At 45.1% G+C, this 17,234-nt stretch carries 17 protein-coding genes; 6 read left to right on the forward strand and 11 right to left on the reverse strand.

The annotated features are described in order from the left end of the window. Window positions 1–104: 104 nt before the first annotated feature. From ACO08K_RS08405 to ACO08K_RS08430, 6 genes are all read right to left on the reverse strand, one after another. On the reverse strand, window positions 105–602 hold the full coding sequence (locus tag ACO08K_RS08405; protein ID WP_421795948.1) for an outer membrane protein: 498 nt from the start codon (window positions 600–602) through the stop codon (window positions 105–107). An 89-nt stretch (window positions 603–691) separates the two neighbouring features. Then, window positions 692–1,768, reverse strand: a complete 1,077-nt coding sequence (gene arsS / locus ACO08K_RS08410; protein ID WP_421795949.1) for an arsenosugar biosynthesis radical SAM (seleno)protein ArsS — start codon at window positions 1,766–1,768, stop codon at window positions 692–694. Window positions 1,769–1,850: 82 nt separating this feature from the next. Then, window positions 1,851–2,189 carry an arsenosugar biosynthesis-associated peroxidase-like protein gene (locus ACO08K_RS08415; RefSeq protein WP_320031055.1) on the reverse strand — a complete coding sequence of 113 codons (339 nt, stop codon included), beginning with the start codon at window positions 2,187–2,189 and terminating at the stop codon, window positions 1,851–1,853. 243 nt (window positions 2,190–2,432) lie between these two features. Then, on the reverse strand, window positions 2,433–3,212 hold the full coding sequence (locus tag ACO08K_RS08420) for a DUF547 domain-containing protein (protein WP_421795950.1): 780 nt from the start codon (window positions 3,210–3,212) through the stop codon (window positions 2,433–2,435). A gap of 39 nt (window positions 3,213–3,251) precedes the next feature. Beyond that, window positions 3,252–3,938: a TIGR04283 family arsenosugar biosynthesis glycosyltransferase gene (locus ACO08K_RS08425; RefSeq protein ID WP_421795951.1), complete on the reverse strand. Its 687-nt coding sequence runs from the start codon at window positions 3,936–3,938 to the stop codon at window positions 3,252–3,254. A gap of 128 nt (window positions 3,939–4,066) precedes the next feature. Further along, on the reverse strand, window positions 4,067–6,430 hold the full coding sequence (locus ACO08K_RS08430; protein ID WP_421795952.1) for a M1 family metallopeptidase: 2,364 nt from the start codon (window positions 6,428–6,430) through the stop codon (window positions 4,067–4,069). A gap of 234 nt (window positions 6,431–6,664) precedes the next feature. Here ACO08K_RS08430 and ACO08K_RS08435 point away from each other — a divergent pair, with 234 nt between their 5' ends. Genes ACO08K_RS08435 through eutC form a run of 3 tightly spaced genes read left to right on the forward strand, consistent with a single transcriptional unit; the run spans window position 6,665 to window position 9,335 of the window. Further along, window positions 6,665–7,171 carry a DUF6702 family protein gene (locus ACO08K_RS08435; protein ID WP_421795953.1) on the forward strand — a complete coding sequence of 169 codons (507 nt, stop codon included), beginning with the start codon at window positions 6,665–6,667 and terminating at the stop codon, window positions 7,169–7,171. Window positions 7,172–7,183: 12 nt separating this feature from the next. Further along, the gene (locus ACO08K_RS08440) at window positions 7,184–8,548 is read left to right on the forward strand and encodes an ethanolamine ammonia-lyase subunit EutB (RefSeq protein ID WP_421795954.1); all 1,365 of its coding nucleotides are present in this window, start codon (window positions 7,184–7,186) and stop codon (window positions 8,546–8,548) included. 10 nt (window positions 8,549–8,558) lie between these two features. Further along, window positions 8,559–9,335: an ethanolamine ammonia-lyase subunit EutC gene (gene eutC / locus ACO08K_RS08445; RefSeq protein WP_421795955.1), complete on the forward strand. Its 777-nt coding sequence runs from the start codon at window positions 8,559–8,561 to the stop codon at window positions 9,333–9,335. 3 nt (window positions 9,336–9,338) lie between these two features. On the opposite strand, the gene ACO08K_RS08450 is transcribed toward eutC, so the two are convergent. Then, complete coding sequence (locus ACO08K_RS08450) at window positions 9,339–9,740, reverse strand: hypothetical protein (RefSeq protein WP_421795956.1); 402 nt, start codon at window positions 9,738–9,740, stop codon at window positions 9,339–9,341. Further along, the gene (locus tag ACO08K_RS08455; RefSeq protein WP_421795957.1) at window positions 9,737–10,294 is read right to left on the reverse strand and encodes an RNA polymerase sigma factor; all 558 of its coding nucleotides are present in this window, start codon (window positions 10,292–10,294) and stop codon (window positions 9,737–9,739) included. Before ACO08K_RS08455 ends, ACO08K_RS08450 begins: the two co-directional genes overlap by 4 nt. Window positions 10,295–10,445: 151 nt before the next feature. Here ACO08K_RS08455 and ACO08K_RS08460 point away from each other — a divergent pair, with 151 nt between their 5' ends. Together ACO08K_RS08460 and ACO08K_RS08465 are read left to right on the forward strand one after the other, a co-directional pair. Next, the gene (locus ACO08K_RS08460; protein ID WP_421795958.1) at window positions 10,446–10,775 is read left to right on the forward strand and encodes a hypothetical protein; all 330 of its coding nucleotides are present in this window, start codon (window positions 10,446–10,448) and stop codon (window positions 10,773–10,775) included. Between the two features lie 139 nt (window positions 10,776–10,914). Then, window positions 10,915–13,155, forward strand: a complete 2,241-nt coding sequence (locus tag ACO08K_RS08465) for an outer membrane beta-barrel protein (RefSeq protein ID WP_421795959.1) — start codon at window positions 10,915–10,917, stop codon at window positions 13,153–13,155. 9 nt (window positions 13,156–13,164) lie between these two features. On the opposite strand, the gene ACO08K_RS08470 is transcribed toward ACO08K_RS08465, so the two are convergent. The 3 genes from ACO08K_RS08470 to ACO08K_RS08480 all read right to left on the reverse strand — a co-directional run bounded on the left by ACO08K_RS08470 (window position 13,165) and on the right by ACO08K_RS08480 (window position 16,180). Further along, on the reverse strand, window positions 13,165–13,848 hold the full coding sequence (locus ACO08K_RS08470) for a response regulator (RefSeq protein WP_421795960.1): 684 nt from the start codon (window positions 13,846–13,848) through the stop codon (window positions 13,165–13,167). Then, window positions 13,823–14,608, reverse strand: coding sequence for a sensor histidine kinase (locus ACO08K_RS08475; RefSeq protein WP_421795961.1), 786 nt, complete (start codon window positions 14,606–14,608; stop codon window positions 13,823–13,825). Before ACO08K_RS08475 ends, ACO08K_RS08470 begins: the two co-directional genes overlap by 26 nt. Before the next feature lie 702 nt (window positions 14,609–15,310). Further along, on the reverse strand, window positions 15,311–16,180 hold the full coding sequence (locus ACO08K_RS08480) for a hypothetical protein (protein ID WP_421795962.1): 870 nt from the start codon (window positions 16,178–16,180) through the stop codon (window positions 15,311–15,313). Window positions 16,181–16,385: 205 nt separating this feature from the next. On the opposite strand from ACO08K_RS08480, the gene ACO08K_RS08485 reads away from it, so the two are divergent. Then, complete coding sequence (locus tag ACO08K_RS08485; RefSeq protein ID WP_421795963.1) at window positions 16,386–17,234, forward strand: Ca2+-dependent phosphoinositide-specific phospholipase C; 849 nt, start codon at window positions 16,386–16,388, stop codon at window positions 17,232–17,234.

The raw sequence follows: 17,234 nt of genomic DNA on the forward strand, positions 1-17,234 counted from the left end.
TTTGTGGAGATTTGCGCAAAGGAAGAAATGACTATTTTTTTTAAGGGGGGAAAATTGGGATTTTCCCCCCTTATATTTCACACGAGCAAGCGCGAGGGTTGCCCCTACAGTTGAAACAACACCCCAATATTGATCACGAACTCGTCCTGCCCGCCATTGATGTATTTCATCTCGGCCATGGGGACCAGTTTACTTTCCAATTTGTAACGAATGCCGCCACCTACGCCGAAACCAAATTTGGTATCTGTAGCCTTATCGTCAAAGCCAGTGATCTTGCGGCTGGAACGCATCACGTTCAAACCGCCCAGGCCATAAATATCCAAAAAGTCGTTGCCTGCGAAGGTGTACATTCCATCCAGGTTGAAGGCCACGCGGCTATCACTTACCCCCAGGTTTTTGTCTTCTTTGGGGAAATAGAAATTCCCCGAGGCTACAATGCCCAGGTCTTTGTTGGGGATTTGAAACTCCCCACGGGCGAACAATCCAGGTTTTTCAAATTTGGTTCCGTAGGTAAAACCACCACCCACGCGTACCTGGGCCAGCAAAAAATTTCCACTCAGCAACAGTGCCAGCGCACAGCTTAGGTATCTCAATTGTTTCATGTTTTGGTTTTTTGTGATAGCAAAAGAATGACCTAAGCAAGATAAAAATTATTGGGTGAATGGGGGATTAGGAATTTTTTAACAAGATCTTATTCTACCACCTGCCCACCACAGCTCGATCCAGCACCCGCAGTACAGCCATAACAGTGCTGATTGAGAACAATATCCCGTTTTTCAAGCGCTGCGAAATCAAAATCATGTACCGATTTGCCCGGGGTACTAACTTTAAGATCCAGCATCTGATTGAAATCACAATCGTACATCCAGCCATCCCAGCTGACTGAAATGGTATTTCGGCACATCACCCCGGCCACTGCGGCGGGGTTAAACACATCGATCAGTGCATTCATGTACTTTTCGTAATTCCCACTTTCCAGCAAATAATCCAGGAAGCGGCTGATCGGCATATTGGTGATGACGTAGAGATTGTTGAAATCCACGTTGTACTTGCGCTTCAGCTGGCGCTTAAATTCATTTTCCAGGGAAGCTTGGCCACCGGGCAAAAAAGCACCGGAAGGATTGTAGACCAGATTGAGGTTTAATCCTGAATCGGGTTGAGCATAGCCCACCGCATTGAGCAGTTGCAAGGCTTTGATCGAATCTTCAAATACCCCGTCGCCCCTCTGGCTATCCGTGCGCAGCGCAGAATAATGGGGCAAAGAGGAAACGACTTCAACTTTGTTTTCGGCAAAAAAATGAGGCAAATCCTGGTATTTGGGATTGGACACAATGATGGTAAGGTTGCAACGATTCATCACGTGTTTGCCCAACTTGTGGCATTCTTCAACAAACCAGCGAAAGTGTGGATTCATTTCGGGGGCACCACCGGTAATGTCCACGGTAGGGATGTCGTATTTGGCCAGTATTTCCAAACAACGATCGAAGGTTGCCTTGTCCATGTTTTCGGCCTTGCGGTCAGGTCCTGCATCCACATGGCAATGAGCGCAGGTTTGATTGCACAACTTGCCTACATTGATTTGGAATATTTCGATGCGGGAGGGCAACAGTTTTCCCTGATCAAACCCAGCAATTTTGATGGATTCCTCGAAGGGTTTGAATTGAGCAGCACTGCGCTCGCGCCCATTTAGGACTTCTAGCTGGAAAAAAGTATCCGACAGGGCATTGCCGCGTGCAGCAAGGGACTTTCCTTTTTGGTGAATGGCCATAGCGAGAGTTGTAAGGATCGAGGTTTATGAACGGCACCTCGGCTACGCTCGGCGACCGTTCATAAACTTCGATCCTTAAAGTTTACATGGTTATTTCTTCAGCGTGGTTCATCATCTGCACGCCATAAACGAGGCTCGAACCAGCCCGAATCACAGCTGCTACATGCACCGCTTCCATCATTTGTTCCTCATCAGCACCTTTTTCCAACGAAGTAGAGGTGTAGGCATCGATGCAATAAGGGCATTGAATGGCATGAGCTACCGCGAGAGCAATCAGTGCTTTTTCCCGTTCGGTAAGCGCTCCTTCCTTCATGGTTTCTCCATACCAGGCGAAATATTTATCACCCATTGCTTTTTGCCACTTGGTAATGTCGCCGAACTTGGCCAGGTCGGCTGGATCGAAATAATGCTTTTGAGCCATGGTTAGTTGTTGTATTTAGATGAATGGTTGTTTATTTACCATACTAATCGACATTCTGCTCGGAGGACATCAATTGCCGCGTGCTTTAGCTCGTGGATAGGGTTTCCTCTTTTGATCGGGCTTTAGCCCAAGCTTCAATTTTCAAGTCAGGGCTAAAGCCCAAATCCGAGGGGTTCCGATACCCCCAGGCTGAAGCCTGGGGCAATTGATGTCCTTCGAGCAAAATGTCAGTAGTGTGCTAGTTTACTTAGCTTCATTAAGGGTCCAGTTGTAATTGAGGTACTTGAGTTCAGTTTTGTCTGTGATCTTTTGGGTCGAAAATTTATTGATGTAGGCAATCAAAGAGCCTGCATCGCGGTCAAAATCACCTTTGAACCACTTGAAGATTTCGGAAATCTCGGCTTTTTCAGCCGTTATTTTATTGCGCAGCGGATCGGCCAGGAATTTTTTCATGCCATCTTCCAATTGGCTGTCCAGTTTTTCAGGGGTATAGGCTTCTGGCCGCAACCTTGGGCAAGAATAGGACGCACAATTGATGGCTGCATGCACCCTTGCATCTTTAAACACCGGGCGCAGGATATTGTGCTCGATGTTGTTGAGATCGTAGGTGAATCCTTGAATCTTGATGAACTTGATGTCCCAGACCGAGTTGACAAAAGCAATGCCTTTTTTGATGTCCTTGATGCTTTCCACCGGATAATTTCTGACAATCAGTCTAATCGTAAAGGCATTGTAGGCATTGATCCAATAAGCCATTTGTTCGTTGCGGGACCAACTTTTGTCGTCGGGATGAACTGCTGAAAGTTGATCCAGGTAGCGATTCAATTCCAGCGAATCGCGGATGAACCCTTTGTAGTCAACAAAACCATCGTCCTTGACGTGTTTTTTGACCAATTGATCCCAGCGCTCGTGATTGATTGGGCTGGAATTGGTATTGCGGCGAATGGCAGCACAGTTGGACGCGCTCAACCAAACCATAGCCAGTACCATCAGTCGGGTGATTAGAAACACTTGTTTTTTCATAAAAAAAGTAAAAATTGACCAGTTCGGGAATAGAACGGGCTAGTTTAAAATTTGTTTGTAGATCTTTTTCAGGCGAATGGGCTCCAGCCCAACTCTAAAAAGATTGAATACCAACAGATTGGCCAATTGCACTCGCAGCCAGGAATTCTGTTGGTATTTTCGCGCTGAAACAATAGCGGTATGGGGTAAGGTCGGCATGAGGTACTTTTTGCGCGCCCGGCGGATGAAGTCGTATTCTTCCATGATGACGTATTTTTCATCATAGCCACCAAGTTCGGTAAAGGTATCGGTAAGGATGAAAAAGGTTTTGTCTCCCCCCTGACACCAAAGGAAATTGAAGCGGGTGAACCAGGCATTACATTTCAACAACCAACTGGAAGAGTCAAATCGGTAGCGAAAACAACCCATACACAAGCCATTTGCAAGAGCTGTGTGAATGGCTTCGAGAAAATTTTGTGGCGGGAGGGTATCAGCGTGGATAAAGTAAAGGACTTCCCCACGGGCATGCTTTGCCCCCAAATTCATCTGGGCCGCCCTGCTCCGGGTTGGGCAATGGATTACCTGGGCCCCTTTAATTTGTGCAATGGCTACGGTATCATCGGTGCTGCCACCGTCCACCAAAAGGACTTCCAGCAATTGAGGCCCGGCGTTTTGCCGAATGTACTCCAGCAATCTGGCAATATTGCTCGCCTCGTTGAGGGTTGGTATGATAATGGAAACGTTCATGTGTTTTTATACGACCCGAGGCGTTTTTTTGGATTGCTGGAAAATTTGATGGGTACAATTTATACAACAAAAAAGCCTGGCAAATGATCACGCATTTGCCAGGCTTCATGATTCAAGCTTTATTTAGGCTAATTACTGCCTGTTTTCTTTTGCTGTTGTGCCTGCTGCATCGGGTTGGAACCCATGCTGGCTCCACGAGCAAATCCTTCTTGTTTGAACACTTCAAAACGGGAAGGAATCGGGCGACGTGGATAGTAATTGTTCTCGGTATTCACATCAGCCGTTTCTTCCTGTGGATCGAGGATGACCTGCTTTAGGGGTTTGGCGAAAGCAAATACCTTGCTGATTTTTTTATCGTCCATACGCCAGATTTCCGCAGGAATACGCTGGGTTTCACTGGTTCCATCTTCAAACTCAAACTTGATGATCAGAGGCATCACCAAACCACCCTGGTTGGAGAGATCCAGTTGGTAGTAGTTTTTGCGGGCTTCGATGATGGCCTTTTCTTTTGGACTCAAACTAGCCAGGTATTTTTCGTAACGCTCCCGATCGCTTGGCGCTGGGGCATTCGGATCGTAGCTGTTGTAAAAGTCTTTCAAGGCTTCATTGCGTTCTACCGCAGTAGTGGCCAGGTCGCGTTTGTTGTTTTGGTAAGTCACGTCACGCTCCAGTTGTTCTTTCGATTTTTTGGAAGCGAGCGGCTTTTCGATCTCCGGATTTTTGGTGTCCAGGCGGAATTCCGTAACCGCATCCAGAGAAATGTCTACGTTATCGGTAGTGAAGAACCAACCGCGCCAGTACCAATCCAAATCAATCCCCGAAGCATCTTCCATGGTGCGGAACAAGTCGTAGGGCGTTGGGTGTTTAAATGCCCAGCGGCGGGCGTATTCCCGGAAAGCGAAGTCGAAAAGTTCACGCCCCATCACCGTTTCACGGAGAATGTTGAGTGCAGTAGCGGGCTTTGCATAGGCATTATTTCCAAACTGGATGACGGATTCCGAGTTGGTCATGATTGGATTTTGTACCGATTTGTCCGCCTTCATGTACCCAACGATGTTGCGGGCTGGCCCACGGCCAGAAGGGAAGTCGCGCTGCCATTCTTGTTCAGCAAGGAATTGGCAGAATGTGTTCAAACCTTCGTCCATCCAGGTCCACTGGCGCTCGTCGGAGTTGACAATCATCGGGAAGAAGTTGTGCCCTACTTCGTGGATGATTACTCCCAACATGCCGTATTTGATGCGGTCGGAATAGGTTCCGTCTTTTTCAGGACGGCCATAGTTGAAGCAAATCATTGGGTATTCCATCCCGTTGGAAGCTTCTACGGAAATCGCTACGGGGTATGGATACGGAATGGTGTGCTTGGAATATACACGCAGGGTATGCGCCACCGCTTCGGTAGACAAGTGACCGTACAGCGGGTTGGCCTCTTTTGGATAATAAGACATCGCCATTACGGTAGGAACCGGGCTGCCTTCAATTTTGACACCCATGGCATCCCAGATGAACTTGCGGGAGCTACCAAACGCAAAGTCGCGTACGTTTTCAGCCTTGTAAATCCAGGTCTTTTTGTCCTTGGCTTTGGTTTTTTCCTTTTGTGTAGCTTCTTCCTGGGAAACAATTACCACAGGTTTGGTAGCAGTTTTGGCTTCTTCAAAACGCTTCTGCTGCTCAGCAGTCAATACATCTTTGGCGTTTTGTAGCTGACCAGTAGCGGCAATGATGTGGTCAGAAGGAACGGTGATCGCTACGGTGTAGTTTCCAAAAGGCAGGGTAAACTCACCTTGCCCCAGGAATTGTTTGTGCTGCCAGCCATTGTAATCGTCGTAAACAGCCAAACGTGGGAACCACTGGGTGATGGTGTACAGGTAGTTGCCATCTTCGGGGAAGAGCTCGTAACCACCACGAGAATCGGCTGCCAAAGCCGGGTTTTGACGGTCGTTGATGTTGTAGTTCCAACCGATCTGCAATTGGATTTTACCCGTTTTGGCGATCAGCGGAGTAGGCAAATCAACCCGCATCATCGTTTTGACGATGGTGAATTTCAGGGCTTTGCCAGTGGCGTCTTTTACATACTCAATCTTGTGACCACCGTCAAAAGAATTGTCCAGCATGCTGTTCAACTGACCAGCACTGACGCGCGCGCCCAGTTCATTGGTTGCTGTTTTGTAGGTATCCGATTCAGGGTGTACCACATTCTGATCCAACTGCAGCCAGAGATAAGTCAGCGGATGTGGAGAGTTGTTGTAATAGGTGATCATCTCCGTGCCTCTGATCTTTTGCTTCTCATCATCAAGCTCCACTTTGATGTCGTAATCTACACGTTGTTGCCAATACGACTCGCCAGGTGCGCCAGAGGCAGTGCGGTAGGTATTGGGCGTAGGTAATTCCGTGCCAAGCTGGCGGAATTTGCTTTGATCGGTGTTTTGTTGTGCATAGGTAAGCGTGGCTACCAGCAACAAAACCAAAGTTCCAATTTGGTTTATCCGTCTCATTTGTAGTTGAGGGTGGTAAATGAACAATTTAAACTCGTAAGATACACCTTAAGTCGGGTGTGCTTCTCCCCCCATTGGCGGGAAAATGTGACCAGGGTGCTAAAAAAGTAGTCAAAGGTAAAAATTATCTTGCTGCGCCTGGCGATTATCGACGATAGAACCTATCATGGAGACGTTCGGCGTTTGTATCTTTGTCATCACAAACTGCGTTACAGTTTAAAAAAGAATAGTCAGATGAAAAGTATCTTGATCGGATTGTGGTTGTGCATTGGGGCCTGGAATCTTCATCCTATCCATTTAACGCTTTCCGAGGTCGTTTATGAGGAAAAAAGCAAAACGATTCAAGTCACCCACAAAATTTTTATGGATGACCTGGAACGGCACGTCGAAGAATCACTAAAAGCCAAGGGGAAAGAAGTGAACCTGAAACTGGGTACTTCCCAGGAGCACCCCGATACCGACCGCTATTTGGCTGAATACCTGGCCGCTCATTTCAAACTCCTCATCAACGGCAAAGCCTACAAAGCCAACTTTTTAGGCAAGGAATACGAGGATGTGGCCTGTTGGTTGTACGTCGAAATCCTCAATGTACCCAAACCAAAATCGGTGGATTTGACCGATTCCTTTTTGATGGACCTGTACGATGACCAGAGCAACCTGGTGAATTTCACTTTTCCACAAAAGAAGGGAAGTATGCGCTTTATCCAGGGGAAGGTGCGGGAGAGTTTTAGCATTCAATAAAACCTGGCTGCCATGCCCTACCGCTACACCATCGCCAATCGAGTATATCTCTTTGAAGACTTAAAGACCTTATTGGCGAAAGCAAGCCCTCTGCGGAGCGGCGATGCATTAGCTGGCCTGGCCGCAGACGGATTTGAAGAGCGGATTGCCGCGCAATTGGCCCTGGCCGATTTACCCCTGAAAACTTTTCTGAACGAAACTGTCATCCCTTACGAAATGGATGACGTGACTCGCCTGATCATTGATGGACATGATAAAGAGGCTTTTGCTCCCATCAGCCATTTTACGGTGGGGCAATTGCGGGATTGGTTGTTGAGTGAGCAGGCGGATAGCGATACACTTCAAGTTTTAGCCGCAGGTTTGACGCCCGAAATGGTGGCCGCCGTGAGCAAGTTGATGCGCAACCAGGATTTGATCGCAGTAGCTCAAAAATGTAGTGTAGTTACCCGTTTTCGCACTACTGTTGGTCTCAGCGGCTGCTTGTCAACCCGCTTACAACCCAATCACCCTACCGACGCCCCCAAAGGTATAGCCGCCAGCATCATCGACGGCCTTTTATACGCCAGTGGCGACGCGGTGATTGGCATCAACCCAGCTTCAGATAGCCCGGCAGCGGTGGGCACTTTGCTGCATATGATCGATGATTTACGGGAAAAATACCAGATACCCACCCAAAGTTGTGTGTTGTGCCACGTCACGACCGCCTTACAAATCATCCAGGACGCACCCATAGACTTGGTTTTTCAATCGATAGGTGGCACGGAAAAAACGAACCAAAGTTTTGGCATTACCCTAAGCATTTTACAAGAAGCTCACGAAGCTGCTTTGGCCTTAAATCGTGGGACCATTGGCCAGCAGGTCATGTATTTTGAAACCGGGCAAGGCTCGGCCCTCTCCGCCAATGCCCATCATGGGGTAGACCAACAAACCATCGAAGCCAGAGCTTACGCGGTAGCGCGAAAATATGACCCTTTCCTGGTCAATACCGTGGTTGGATTTATTGGTCCGGAATACCTTTATGATGGTAAACAAATCATCCGAGCGGGATTGGAAGACCATTTTTGTGGCAAATTGCTGGGTTTACCCATGGGGGCCGACATTTGTTACACCAACCACGCTGAAGCCGACCAGGATGATATGGATACCTTGCTGACCTTATTGGGTGTGGCTGGCTGCAATTTCATCATGGGCATTCCCGGTGCCGACGACATCATGCTCAATTACCAGTCTACTTCTTTTCACGATGCCTTATATTTGCGCAAGGTGCTGGGTAAAAAGCCCGCACCGGAGTTTGAACAATGGCTTTTGGCGCAAGGAATTCTGAATGAACAAGGCCAGAAGCTGCCTTTAAAGCCGAATCATTTGTTGTTGGGTTAAATGGCATCAGTTGAAAAAAAAGCAATACTCAAAATCCGTGGAGCCAGATCCCTGGCAATCACTCAAGACCTACACCGATGCCCGCATTGCGCTGGGGCACACCGGCGGTGCCATCCCTTTAAAAGAAGTATTGCAGTTCAAACTGGCTTTCGCCCACGCCAAGGATGCGGTGTATTCTGAACTCGATTGGCTCAAATTGGAGCAAAGGCTGAAGCAGCTTGCTGTACCTCATTTAAAATTGCATAGCCGGGCGAGCTCCCGCTCAGTTTATTTGCAACGACCTGATTGGGGGCGGAGTTTGAATGAAGCTTCGGTGGCGAGCTTGAAAGAAATGCCCAAGATTGACCATGATATTGCAATTGTATTGGCCGATGGATTGTCGGCTACTGCGATTAATCAGCATGCCATGCCTTTGTTGCAACGGCTGATTCCTGATTTGCAAAAAAACAGTTATCGGATTGCTCCGATAACTGTGGCAGAACAGGCCAGAGTGGCCATTGGTGATGAGATTGCGTGCTTACTTAGGGCCAAACTGGTGGTCGTATTCATTGGAGAAAGGCCAGGACTGAGTTCGCCTTATAGTATGGGGGCATATATGACCTATGCACCTACTCCAGGTCTTACCGACGAACGCAGGAACTGTATTTCCAACATTCGCCCAGAGGGGCTTCCTTACGAAATGGCCAAACAAAAAATCCTTTATTTGATTCAAGAGTCACTCCGTTTGCAATTATCTGGAGTGGCCTTGAAAGACAATGCAGACCCTGGTTTTCTTGAGCTTCCATAAATTTTAACTCGGTTTTGCAGGAGACAATAATTTGCGTTCGCCCCAATAAAACAGTAGTAGCGTAAACAAAATCAGCAGTCCAATACCTTTGTAAAGACTCAATATTTGCATGAACTGCTTGACCATATTAGGGCTAAACCAAATCAGACAGAGGTAACCGGCACCAAGGCCCGAAGTAAGCAGAAAACCAACCAAAAGGTTTAATTTCAGATCCTGTCGGCGGAGTTGTTTTGCCTTTATTTTGCGGACAAGCGAAGCAGAAAAAGCCAAAGGCAGGGTAGCCCGCGGCGTTTTTTCCAAAGCTGTAAACAAAAGTTTATACTGCTTTATATCAGCATCTTCAGATGTCAGGTTTTCACCTGCATCCAGAGCGTTTTGGATTTCCTCGTCGCTGAATTTTTTCATACTTGTTCGTTTTTTAAGTACTTGTCCAGTTTGTCCTTGAGCATTTTTCTGGCTCGGAAAAGGTAACTTTTTACCGTTCCTTCCGGCATGCCAGTAATGGCTTCTATTTCTTGATAGGAGAACTCTTTCAAGTGGTACAAAGTGAGCACAAGCTGGTATTGTTCAGGAAGTTGAGCGATCAGTTTATCCAGATACGCAGCAACATCCAGGTCATTTAGTTTTTGCTCTATATTTTCTGCACTGAGGTAGACGTCTTCAATCGGTTTTATCGGTACGCTGATCAAGCTTCGTTTGTACTTTTTCAAGTGGTTGAGGGCAGTGCGGTAAGCGATTTGTGCAATCCAGGTTGATAATTTTGATTGAAACTTAAAACGGGTAAGATGTTGATGAACCTTAATGAACACCTCCTGGCATACATCCTCGACATCTTCATCTTCGCGGAAAAGCCTGCGGATTACACAAAAAACCAGATTCTGATACTGTTCAACTAAAGTTTTAAAAGCAGTTAAATCCCCCTTTAAAACTTTGTTGACCAGCTCTTTTTCGTCAAGCATAAGCATTCGCGATCATTGCCCACAATTATGACCATGAGACAATCCATGTTGCAAAAATGTTACACCCTAACCCATTTTAGCTGCAACATTTTTGAATTACACTTTGTCAACTCATAAAAACCCCATCACACCCCACAAAAACAGACTCAGGATGAAACAATTACTCCCTTTTTTTGCAATGATTTTGATTATCGGAATGATCAGTATGACCATCGTTCAGCTGCTGAATCACAATTTAAAAAAACGCATTCTTGACGCAGGGCCTTTGGACGAAAATGCGATAAAACTGATGGAGCAGCTCTCAGCTGTACAGGTGTTGAAGTGGGCAATTGTCTTTTTTATGGGTGGAGTAGGCTTGATCACCATTGAAATGCTCCCATTCAATGCCTCCGAGTCTTTGATACCTTATGGCATAGAAGCCGTTTTTTTAGCAATCGGCTTTTTCATCTATTATTTGATTTTGAATAGTAAAAAACCTTGATTTAGGATTAAAAAAACGCATACCGCGTAAATTTTGACCTGACTTATCCATCCATACAAAACAGCATTCTTATGCTGGTAAGCACTTGAGAGAGGGCTTTACCCTGGCTATCTAATTTTCGAATTAAAACAATAGTATCATGAAATATACGCTACACAGGCAACTCCTGTTTATTCATTTTTTCACCCTGATTGGCTTTGCCCAAAACATACAAGCTCAGGATACGGTCAATTACCGTTTGAAGGGCTTAGTTGTTGATTCCGTTTCAGGGGAACCACCAGCGTTGACTACTATTATTAACCTAAAAGAAGCAGAAATTATAGCTAAGCGGGTGTTGGTGAAACAAAAATTGGGGGGCATCAGCTATGACATGCAGGCAGATCCTGAAAGCAAGGCCAGTAATCTGCTTGAAATCATGCGGAAAATTCCCTATTTATCCGCCGATGCAGAAGGCAACATCTTACTGAAAGGGAATAATTCATTCCGTATATTGATCAACGGAAAACCCAGTAGTATGATGGAACGTAACCCCACAGAGGTTTTGCGCAGCATTCCAGCATCCACCATTGTCCGCGTGGAAGTGATTACCAGCCCACCACCAAAGTATGAAGCAGAAGGTTTAGCGGGACTGATCAATATAGTCACAACTAAACGTGCCAGCAATGGGTACAATGGCACAGTTAATGTTTATGAGCGTTTTCCCGTAGGAGGCCCAGGAGTGGGTACTTCTTTTGCTTTTAAAGAGGGTAAATTTGGTTTTTCCGGGTACGCTGGAGGAAACTTTTACAATACGCCAAGTTACAGCAATACCTTAAATCGTGAAACACTGCTCAGCAATCCTAACACATTGGTACAATCAGGAACGCGCAATATTGACAACAAATCTGGGTATGTAGGTGCGGAGTTAAGCTGGGATTTAGACAGCATCAACCTCATTTCGGGCCAGATCAATTTTAATGGAAGTGGTTCAGAAACGTTTTTTACTCAAAGTTCAGCTTTAAATGCTGGAACAGGATCCCTTGAGCGTTACGATGTTCAAAACGCGATCAATTATTTGGGGAATGGTATGGACGCCGCCCTAAATTTTCAACATGGTTTTCGCAAAAACAAGGCCAATCTTCTCACGTTTTCTTACCGTTTTTTTCAATTCAAAAACAACAACAGAAACAACCTGGGTTTTGCAAAGCGCTTGAACTTTGATCAGCCTGATTTCAGGCAATCTAATCAAGAAGGTTTTGTCGAAAATACTACTCAGATTGATTTTGTCCATCCCTCTAAAACCATAAAAGTTGAAATGGGCGCCAAAGCCATTTGGAGGGATAATGCCAGCGACTTTCAGTATGCTGCTTTTAACTCCTCCTCCAATACATTCGAAAAGGTACCAAGCTTTAGCAATGCTTATGACTACCTCCAGGATGTGTACGCTTTTTACAATAGTTATACCCTCATGGGCGAAAAATGGGCTTTGTTGGGTGGTTTTCGAGTAGAACAAACCAATACCCGCGCCAATTTCAGCTCTACCAGTACCAAAGTGAAACAGGATTTTTTTAATGTTATACCCTCGATCATGCTGAACTATACGCTTTCCGAGGGCAATAGCCTCAACGTTGGTTTTGTTCAGCGAATCCGCCGCCCCAATATTGTGAGGATAAACCCTTATGTAGATCGTTCCAACCCCAACTTGCAAACCACCGGAAATTCCACTTTGGTCCCCGTCTTGTTAAACGACATCCAGTTGGGCTATAGTTATTCAAAAAAAGTAAGCATCAATGTAGGGTTGGGGTATTCGTTTTTCAATAAACTTGATCTGCGTATTTACAGTTTCAATCCCACAACCAATGTTACAAGCATAACCTTTGCTAATGTGGGGGAAGGAAGTCGAATTGGCCTGGATTTGAACATCAACTGCCCCATTTCCGATAACATCAACTTCAACCTCAACGGCAACATTGCCCAATTCTCCCTACAAGGAGAAACGGATCGTACTTTATTTGACAACAAGTGGCTTACTTTTTTTGCAGCGCCTTCGCTTACTTTTAATTTGAATAAAGGATGGAGGGCAAATATTGATTTGAACATCAACAGCCAAAACCCCAATTCACTACAAGGAACGACCAATGGTTTTGTAAGCTCATCTTTTGGCTTGAACAAAGAACTGGCTAAAAGGAAACTGGTGCTCTCCGGTACGGTAAGCAACCCAGTCAACAAATTCCGGGACAATATCACTGAGATTGTAGGGGCTGGATTTGAGGAAAAGGGCTTGGTGCGTGAATATTTTAGGTCATTCAATTTTAGCCTTAACTACAGATTTGGGCAGTCTAAAGGAGAGGTGAGTCGCAGCAAACGCAACATAAAAAACGATGACCTGTCGAAGCAATGATTGCGCTATTCAACGCTTCTTAAACCAAAACGTCTCCGGATTAATCTTCACCAACTGGTGCTGAATGGCGTAGACTACCAGCCCCGCCACATTTTTACAACCCAATTTTTCCAATAAATTATTGCGGTGCCCATCCACGGTGCGGGGGCTGATGAAGAGTTTTTCGGCAATTTCACCCGTGGTGTATTCTTCACAAATGAGTTGCAGGATTTCTTTTTCCCGACTGGTAATCTCCACCCCAAAAGACAGGGGCATTTTGGGTTTACTCTTTTGCAACATGTTGTCCCGGATGACTTCCAATACCGCCTGATTGTAACTAAAACCATTGTTGTACACCTCCCGGATGGTGGCCACTACTTCGTCCGGTGTAGCATTTTTGGGCAAATAAGCCCCGGCACCCAACTCGATCATGTTGACGATGAAGGCTTTGCTGAAATACGTGGAAAGCACAATAATTTTGACACTAGGAAAATTTTCTTGCAAAACCTTAGCCGTTTCTACCCCGTTGAGGTTGGGCATTTTCATGTCCAACAAGAGCACATCTGGCAAGGTAGTGGCCTGGCGCAATTGTTGCAAAAGCTGCTCACCATCCTGCGCTTCGAGCACAACGCTGATGCCTTCATAATCTTCCAGCAACAGTTTCATGCCCTTGCGGAACAAGGCTTCATCATCGGCTAAGGCTAGGTGAATCATCGGGGTATGGATATTTGATGCTGAGCGAAAAACCAGCACCCGGCTGGCTGTCTATACTGTGTTGGGCCTGGATCATTTGCAATCGACTTTCGACGTTTTGCATACCCAGACCCGTTTTTTTCTTCAATTGAGCGGGGTCAAAACCCTGGCCATTGTCCTGATACTCCAGGCGCAATTCCTTGTTGTTGGCCAACAAGCGGATGTTGATTTGGGACGCATGACCGTGTTTGATCGAATTGCTGATCAGTTCCTGAATGATGCGAAACAGGTTGACTTCAACCATTTTTTCAATGGGCCGTCCTTCGTTTTGTAGGTGGTCGAACTGTAAATTCAGGGCCGAAGTACGCTGGTAGCTGTCGCACAATTCTTTGATGGCATCCGCCAGCCCAAAATTCTCCAGCGTAGGGGGTAGCAGATCGTGCGAAATGCGCCGGGTAGTATTGATGGTATCATTAATAGCCCCAAAAATGTCGCTAACCGTCTCTTCCAAAAGTGGCGAAGCCGCCGCATTTTTTTTCAGCCGGTGCAAATTCAGGTGAATGACATTGAGCTTGGAGCCTACCTCGTCGTGTAGGTCCTTTGCGATGCGCTTTCGTTCTTCTTCCTGGGTCTTGATGTTGTTGTACAGCAGTGCTTCCTGATGCTCCAGCTTGAGCTGCTGCATCCGCATTTGTTCTGCTAGTATTTTGCGTTGAGACCGGTTAAAAAAAACGATAAAAGCTAAAGCCAGACTGAGCATAATAAGTATGCCAATCGTCATGAGTAAGTAGATTTCGTTTGCCGAAATTGCCATATTGCGTAGAACACCAGAAGTTGAAAAATCAGGTAAAGTACAGCGTTCGCAACCCAGAAGAGACTATGTAATTGCTCTAGATTGATTAACACATTACCGAACATAAAGATAAATAAACTTCCAGCGTAATACAACAAGATAGCAGAGTTGATAGTCTTTAAAATGGAAAAAAGAAAGTCAGTTCTGTTATATATTTCCTTTGAAAAGAAAAACACTGAATACCCAATGAAAATAACCTGGGTTAGGGTTTTTGCATTGGCGTTAAAGGTTGTAATAGGTTGTAAAAAAATAGAGTTTGCGAGGATTAATCCGATTACAACCACGACAAAACTGAGGATGTACTTTCGCCAAATTGGGATTAACTTAAAAATTTGGTGATAATACATTGTCAATATAATGAACTCACCAAGGGTATAAAAATGCAACAAAGGCAAATTGTTAACTGCCTTATTGTGCTCATGCTCTAGCCATAATAATTTTGCCGCGACCAAAATTATTAATGTAAAGACCTGAAAAAAAACAAAATATTTAAACCCACCGAAGCTTCTCCACAAATACAATACACTTAAAACTGTATTGATTAGTAACAGTACTTCCGAACAGCCCGTAATCCAAAATTGCCAGTTCGACATAGGCAATACTATAAAATTTAATAGGTTAAGTTAATCGTTAAGGGCAAGAATTTGGACAAGGGCTCGTAAAATCAAAATAATCACCACCATCACCTGGCCGCCCTTTGCGAGACTTTGCAACTTTAGAATTGTAAAAAGCATGTAGATAATAGTCTACTTCTTTGCCTTTCTTGTTTTTATTCTTTTGCTTGTCCTTGTCCTTGTCATCTTCTCTGTCTTTGAGCACTAAGATTCCATGTAAACTATTATTGGGATCCTCTCCCTGCAAGCTACAAGACAGCCCGACCATATCACTCCAAGGGAATTGGAATCCATGGGGATAAAACACTTTTTCACTATTCAAGTATTTATCAATATAATTTTCCATGGCTTTTGTATTGGCCTGTGCTACCTCTGTCGGGATGGTATCGATTTCGCCGCGCTCTGGCAACTTGAAATACACAATCGGGCCTTGCTTATTGCTGTCTATGGTAGAATAACATACGAAGTAGGGAACAATGGTTGAAGAATCGGAGTCACTATCTTTTTCCAGTGCCAACATAGTCCAGGTGAGATTGTCTTCACTTTGATTGGGCATAATTTTGCCCTCGTTCTGCCATTTTATTAACGTGTTGATGTGTCGAATGGGTACTACAAAGTAAGTGACCGTAGGGTTGGTGATCTTGACCTTTTTGGGCAGCTTCACCCCATTGATGAAGATTGCGTATTGGGCAGAGTCTAGCTGAGCCCTGGTCGGATCAACTTCCCTGGAAGGGGTATCGCAGGGAGTTTCTACAAAATCTGATTCATTCGACGCTTGCTCAGGTGCTCCATTGTTGCAGCCCATCTCAAATAAAGCAAAACTAAAAAGCAATCCAAAGAAAATAAAATAGCGCATTGTGGATGAATTTGAGGTGTTTTCGATCATTCTTCCATCAAAGATATTTTTTATTTGAGTGCCGAGCAAACTTACATAGATAAAACAGGTATAAATACCTATACATATGCGTAGAACTCCGTGTTTTGGCAAAGGGGTTCATCTACGCTTATTTTAAAAGCAGAATGAGCTGAATTTTGTCTCGACAAATGCCGAAAGGCAGCAAAACAATAGCACTTCAAAAAAAATATCAACCATGAGTTACCTGGATCTGAACTATCAACACGTTTCTTTTAAAGGTTCACATAATTCCTATGAACAACCTGCTTCAATGAGTGTCCAGCTCACTTTTGATCCCAGCAACCCATCCAATTATGGCTGTCGAGGCTTAGAGTTGGACATTTGGAGGAATTCGGATAAAATAGGGACGCCCTACCTTTTTACAGTTGGGCATGTCACCAATGATGGACCACCACTCAGCATATACTTGTCAGATATTATGACCTGGCATCAGGCAAATCCCAATCACGACCCCGTTTTTATCACCCTGGATATCAAAAGCTCTGATACAAAAAAAGACCCACTCAGTAATTTCCCTGGTGAAATTGACGGTTATCTGAGCACTTATTTTGATAGCTCACTCATTTTTACCCCTAGCATGGTAATGCCCAACCCTGCTCTATCACTCGCTGCAAATGTGATTCAAACCGGGTTCCCTACCCTAAGTGCGATGCGCAATCAATTCCTTTTTTGCCTCAGCGGAACGGTGGAGTGGAAATCTTACTATGCCAATGACAACATCACTCAAAGGCTTTGTTTTTCGGATCAGGATGAAAGTGATAGCGACAAACACATTACTCCACCCGTAACTGGCAATTTTGTGGTCTTTAATTTTCACATTTACAGCCGTGATATCGACACCTGGACCACAACCATCCCATTTTTTAAGGCCAAAAATTACCTGGTGAGAGCTTACATAGCAAGTAGTGCAGAATTATGGGATGCTTCAATGAGTGCCAGTGTAAGCAATATAGCCACAGATGACATTACGGGTACCAATTGGGCCAATGTCGGCTCCGCACCTTTCTGCGAAACGCCTAACTAA

The sequence above is a fragment of the Haliscomenobacter sp. genome (genome assembly GCF_965225875.1).
Lineage (GTDB): Bacteria > Bacteroidota > Bacteroidia > Chitinophagales > Saprospiraceae > Haliscomenobacter.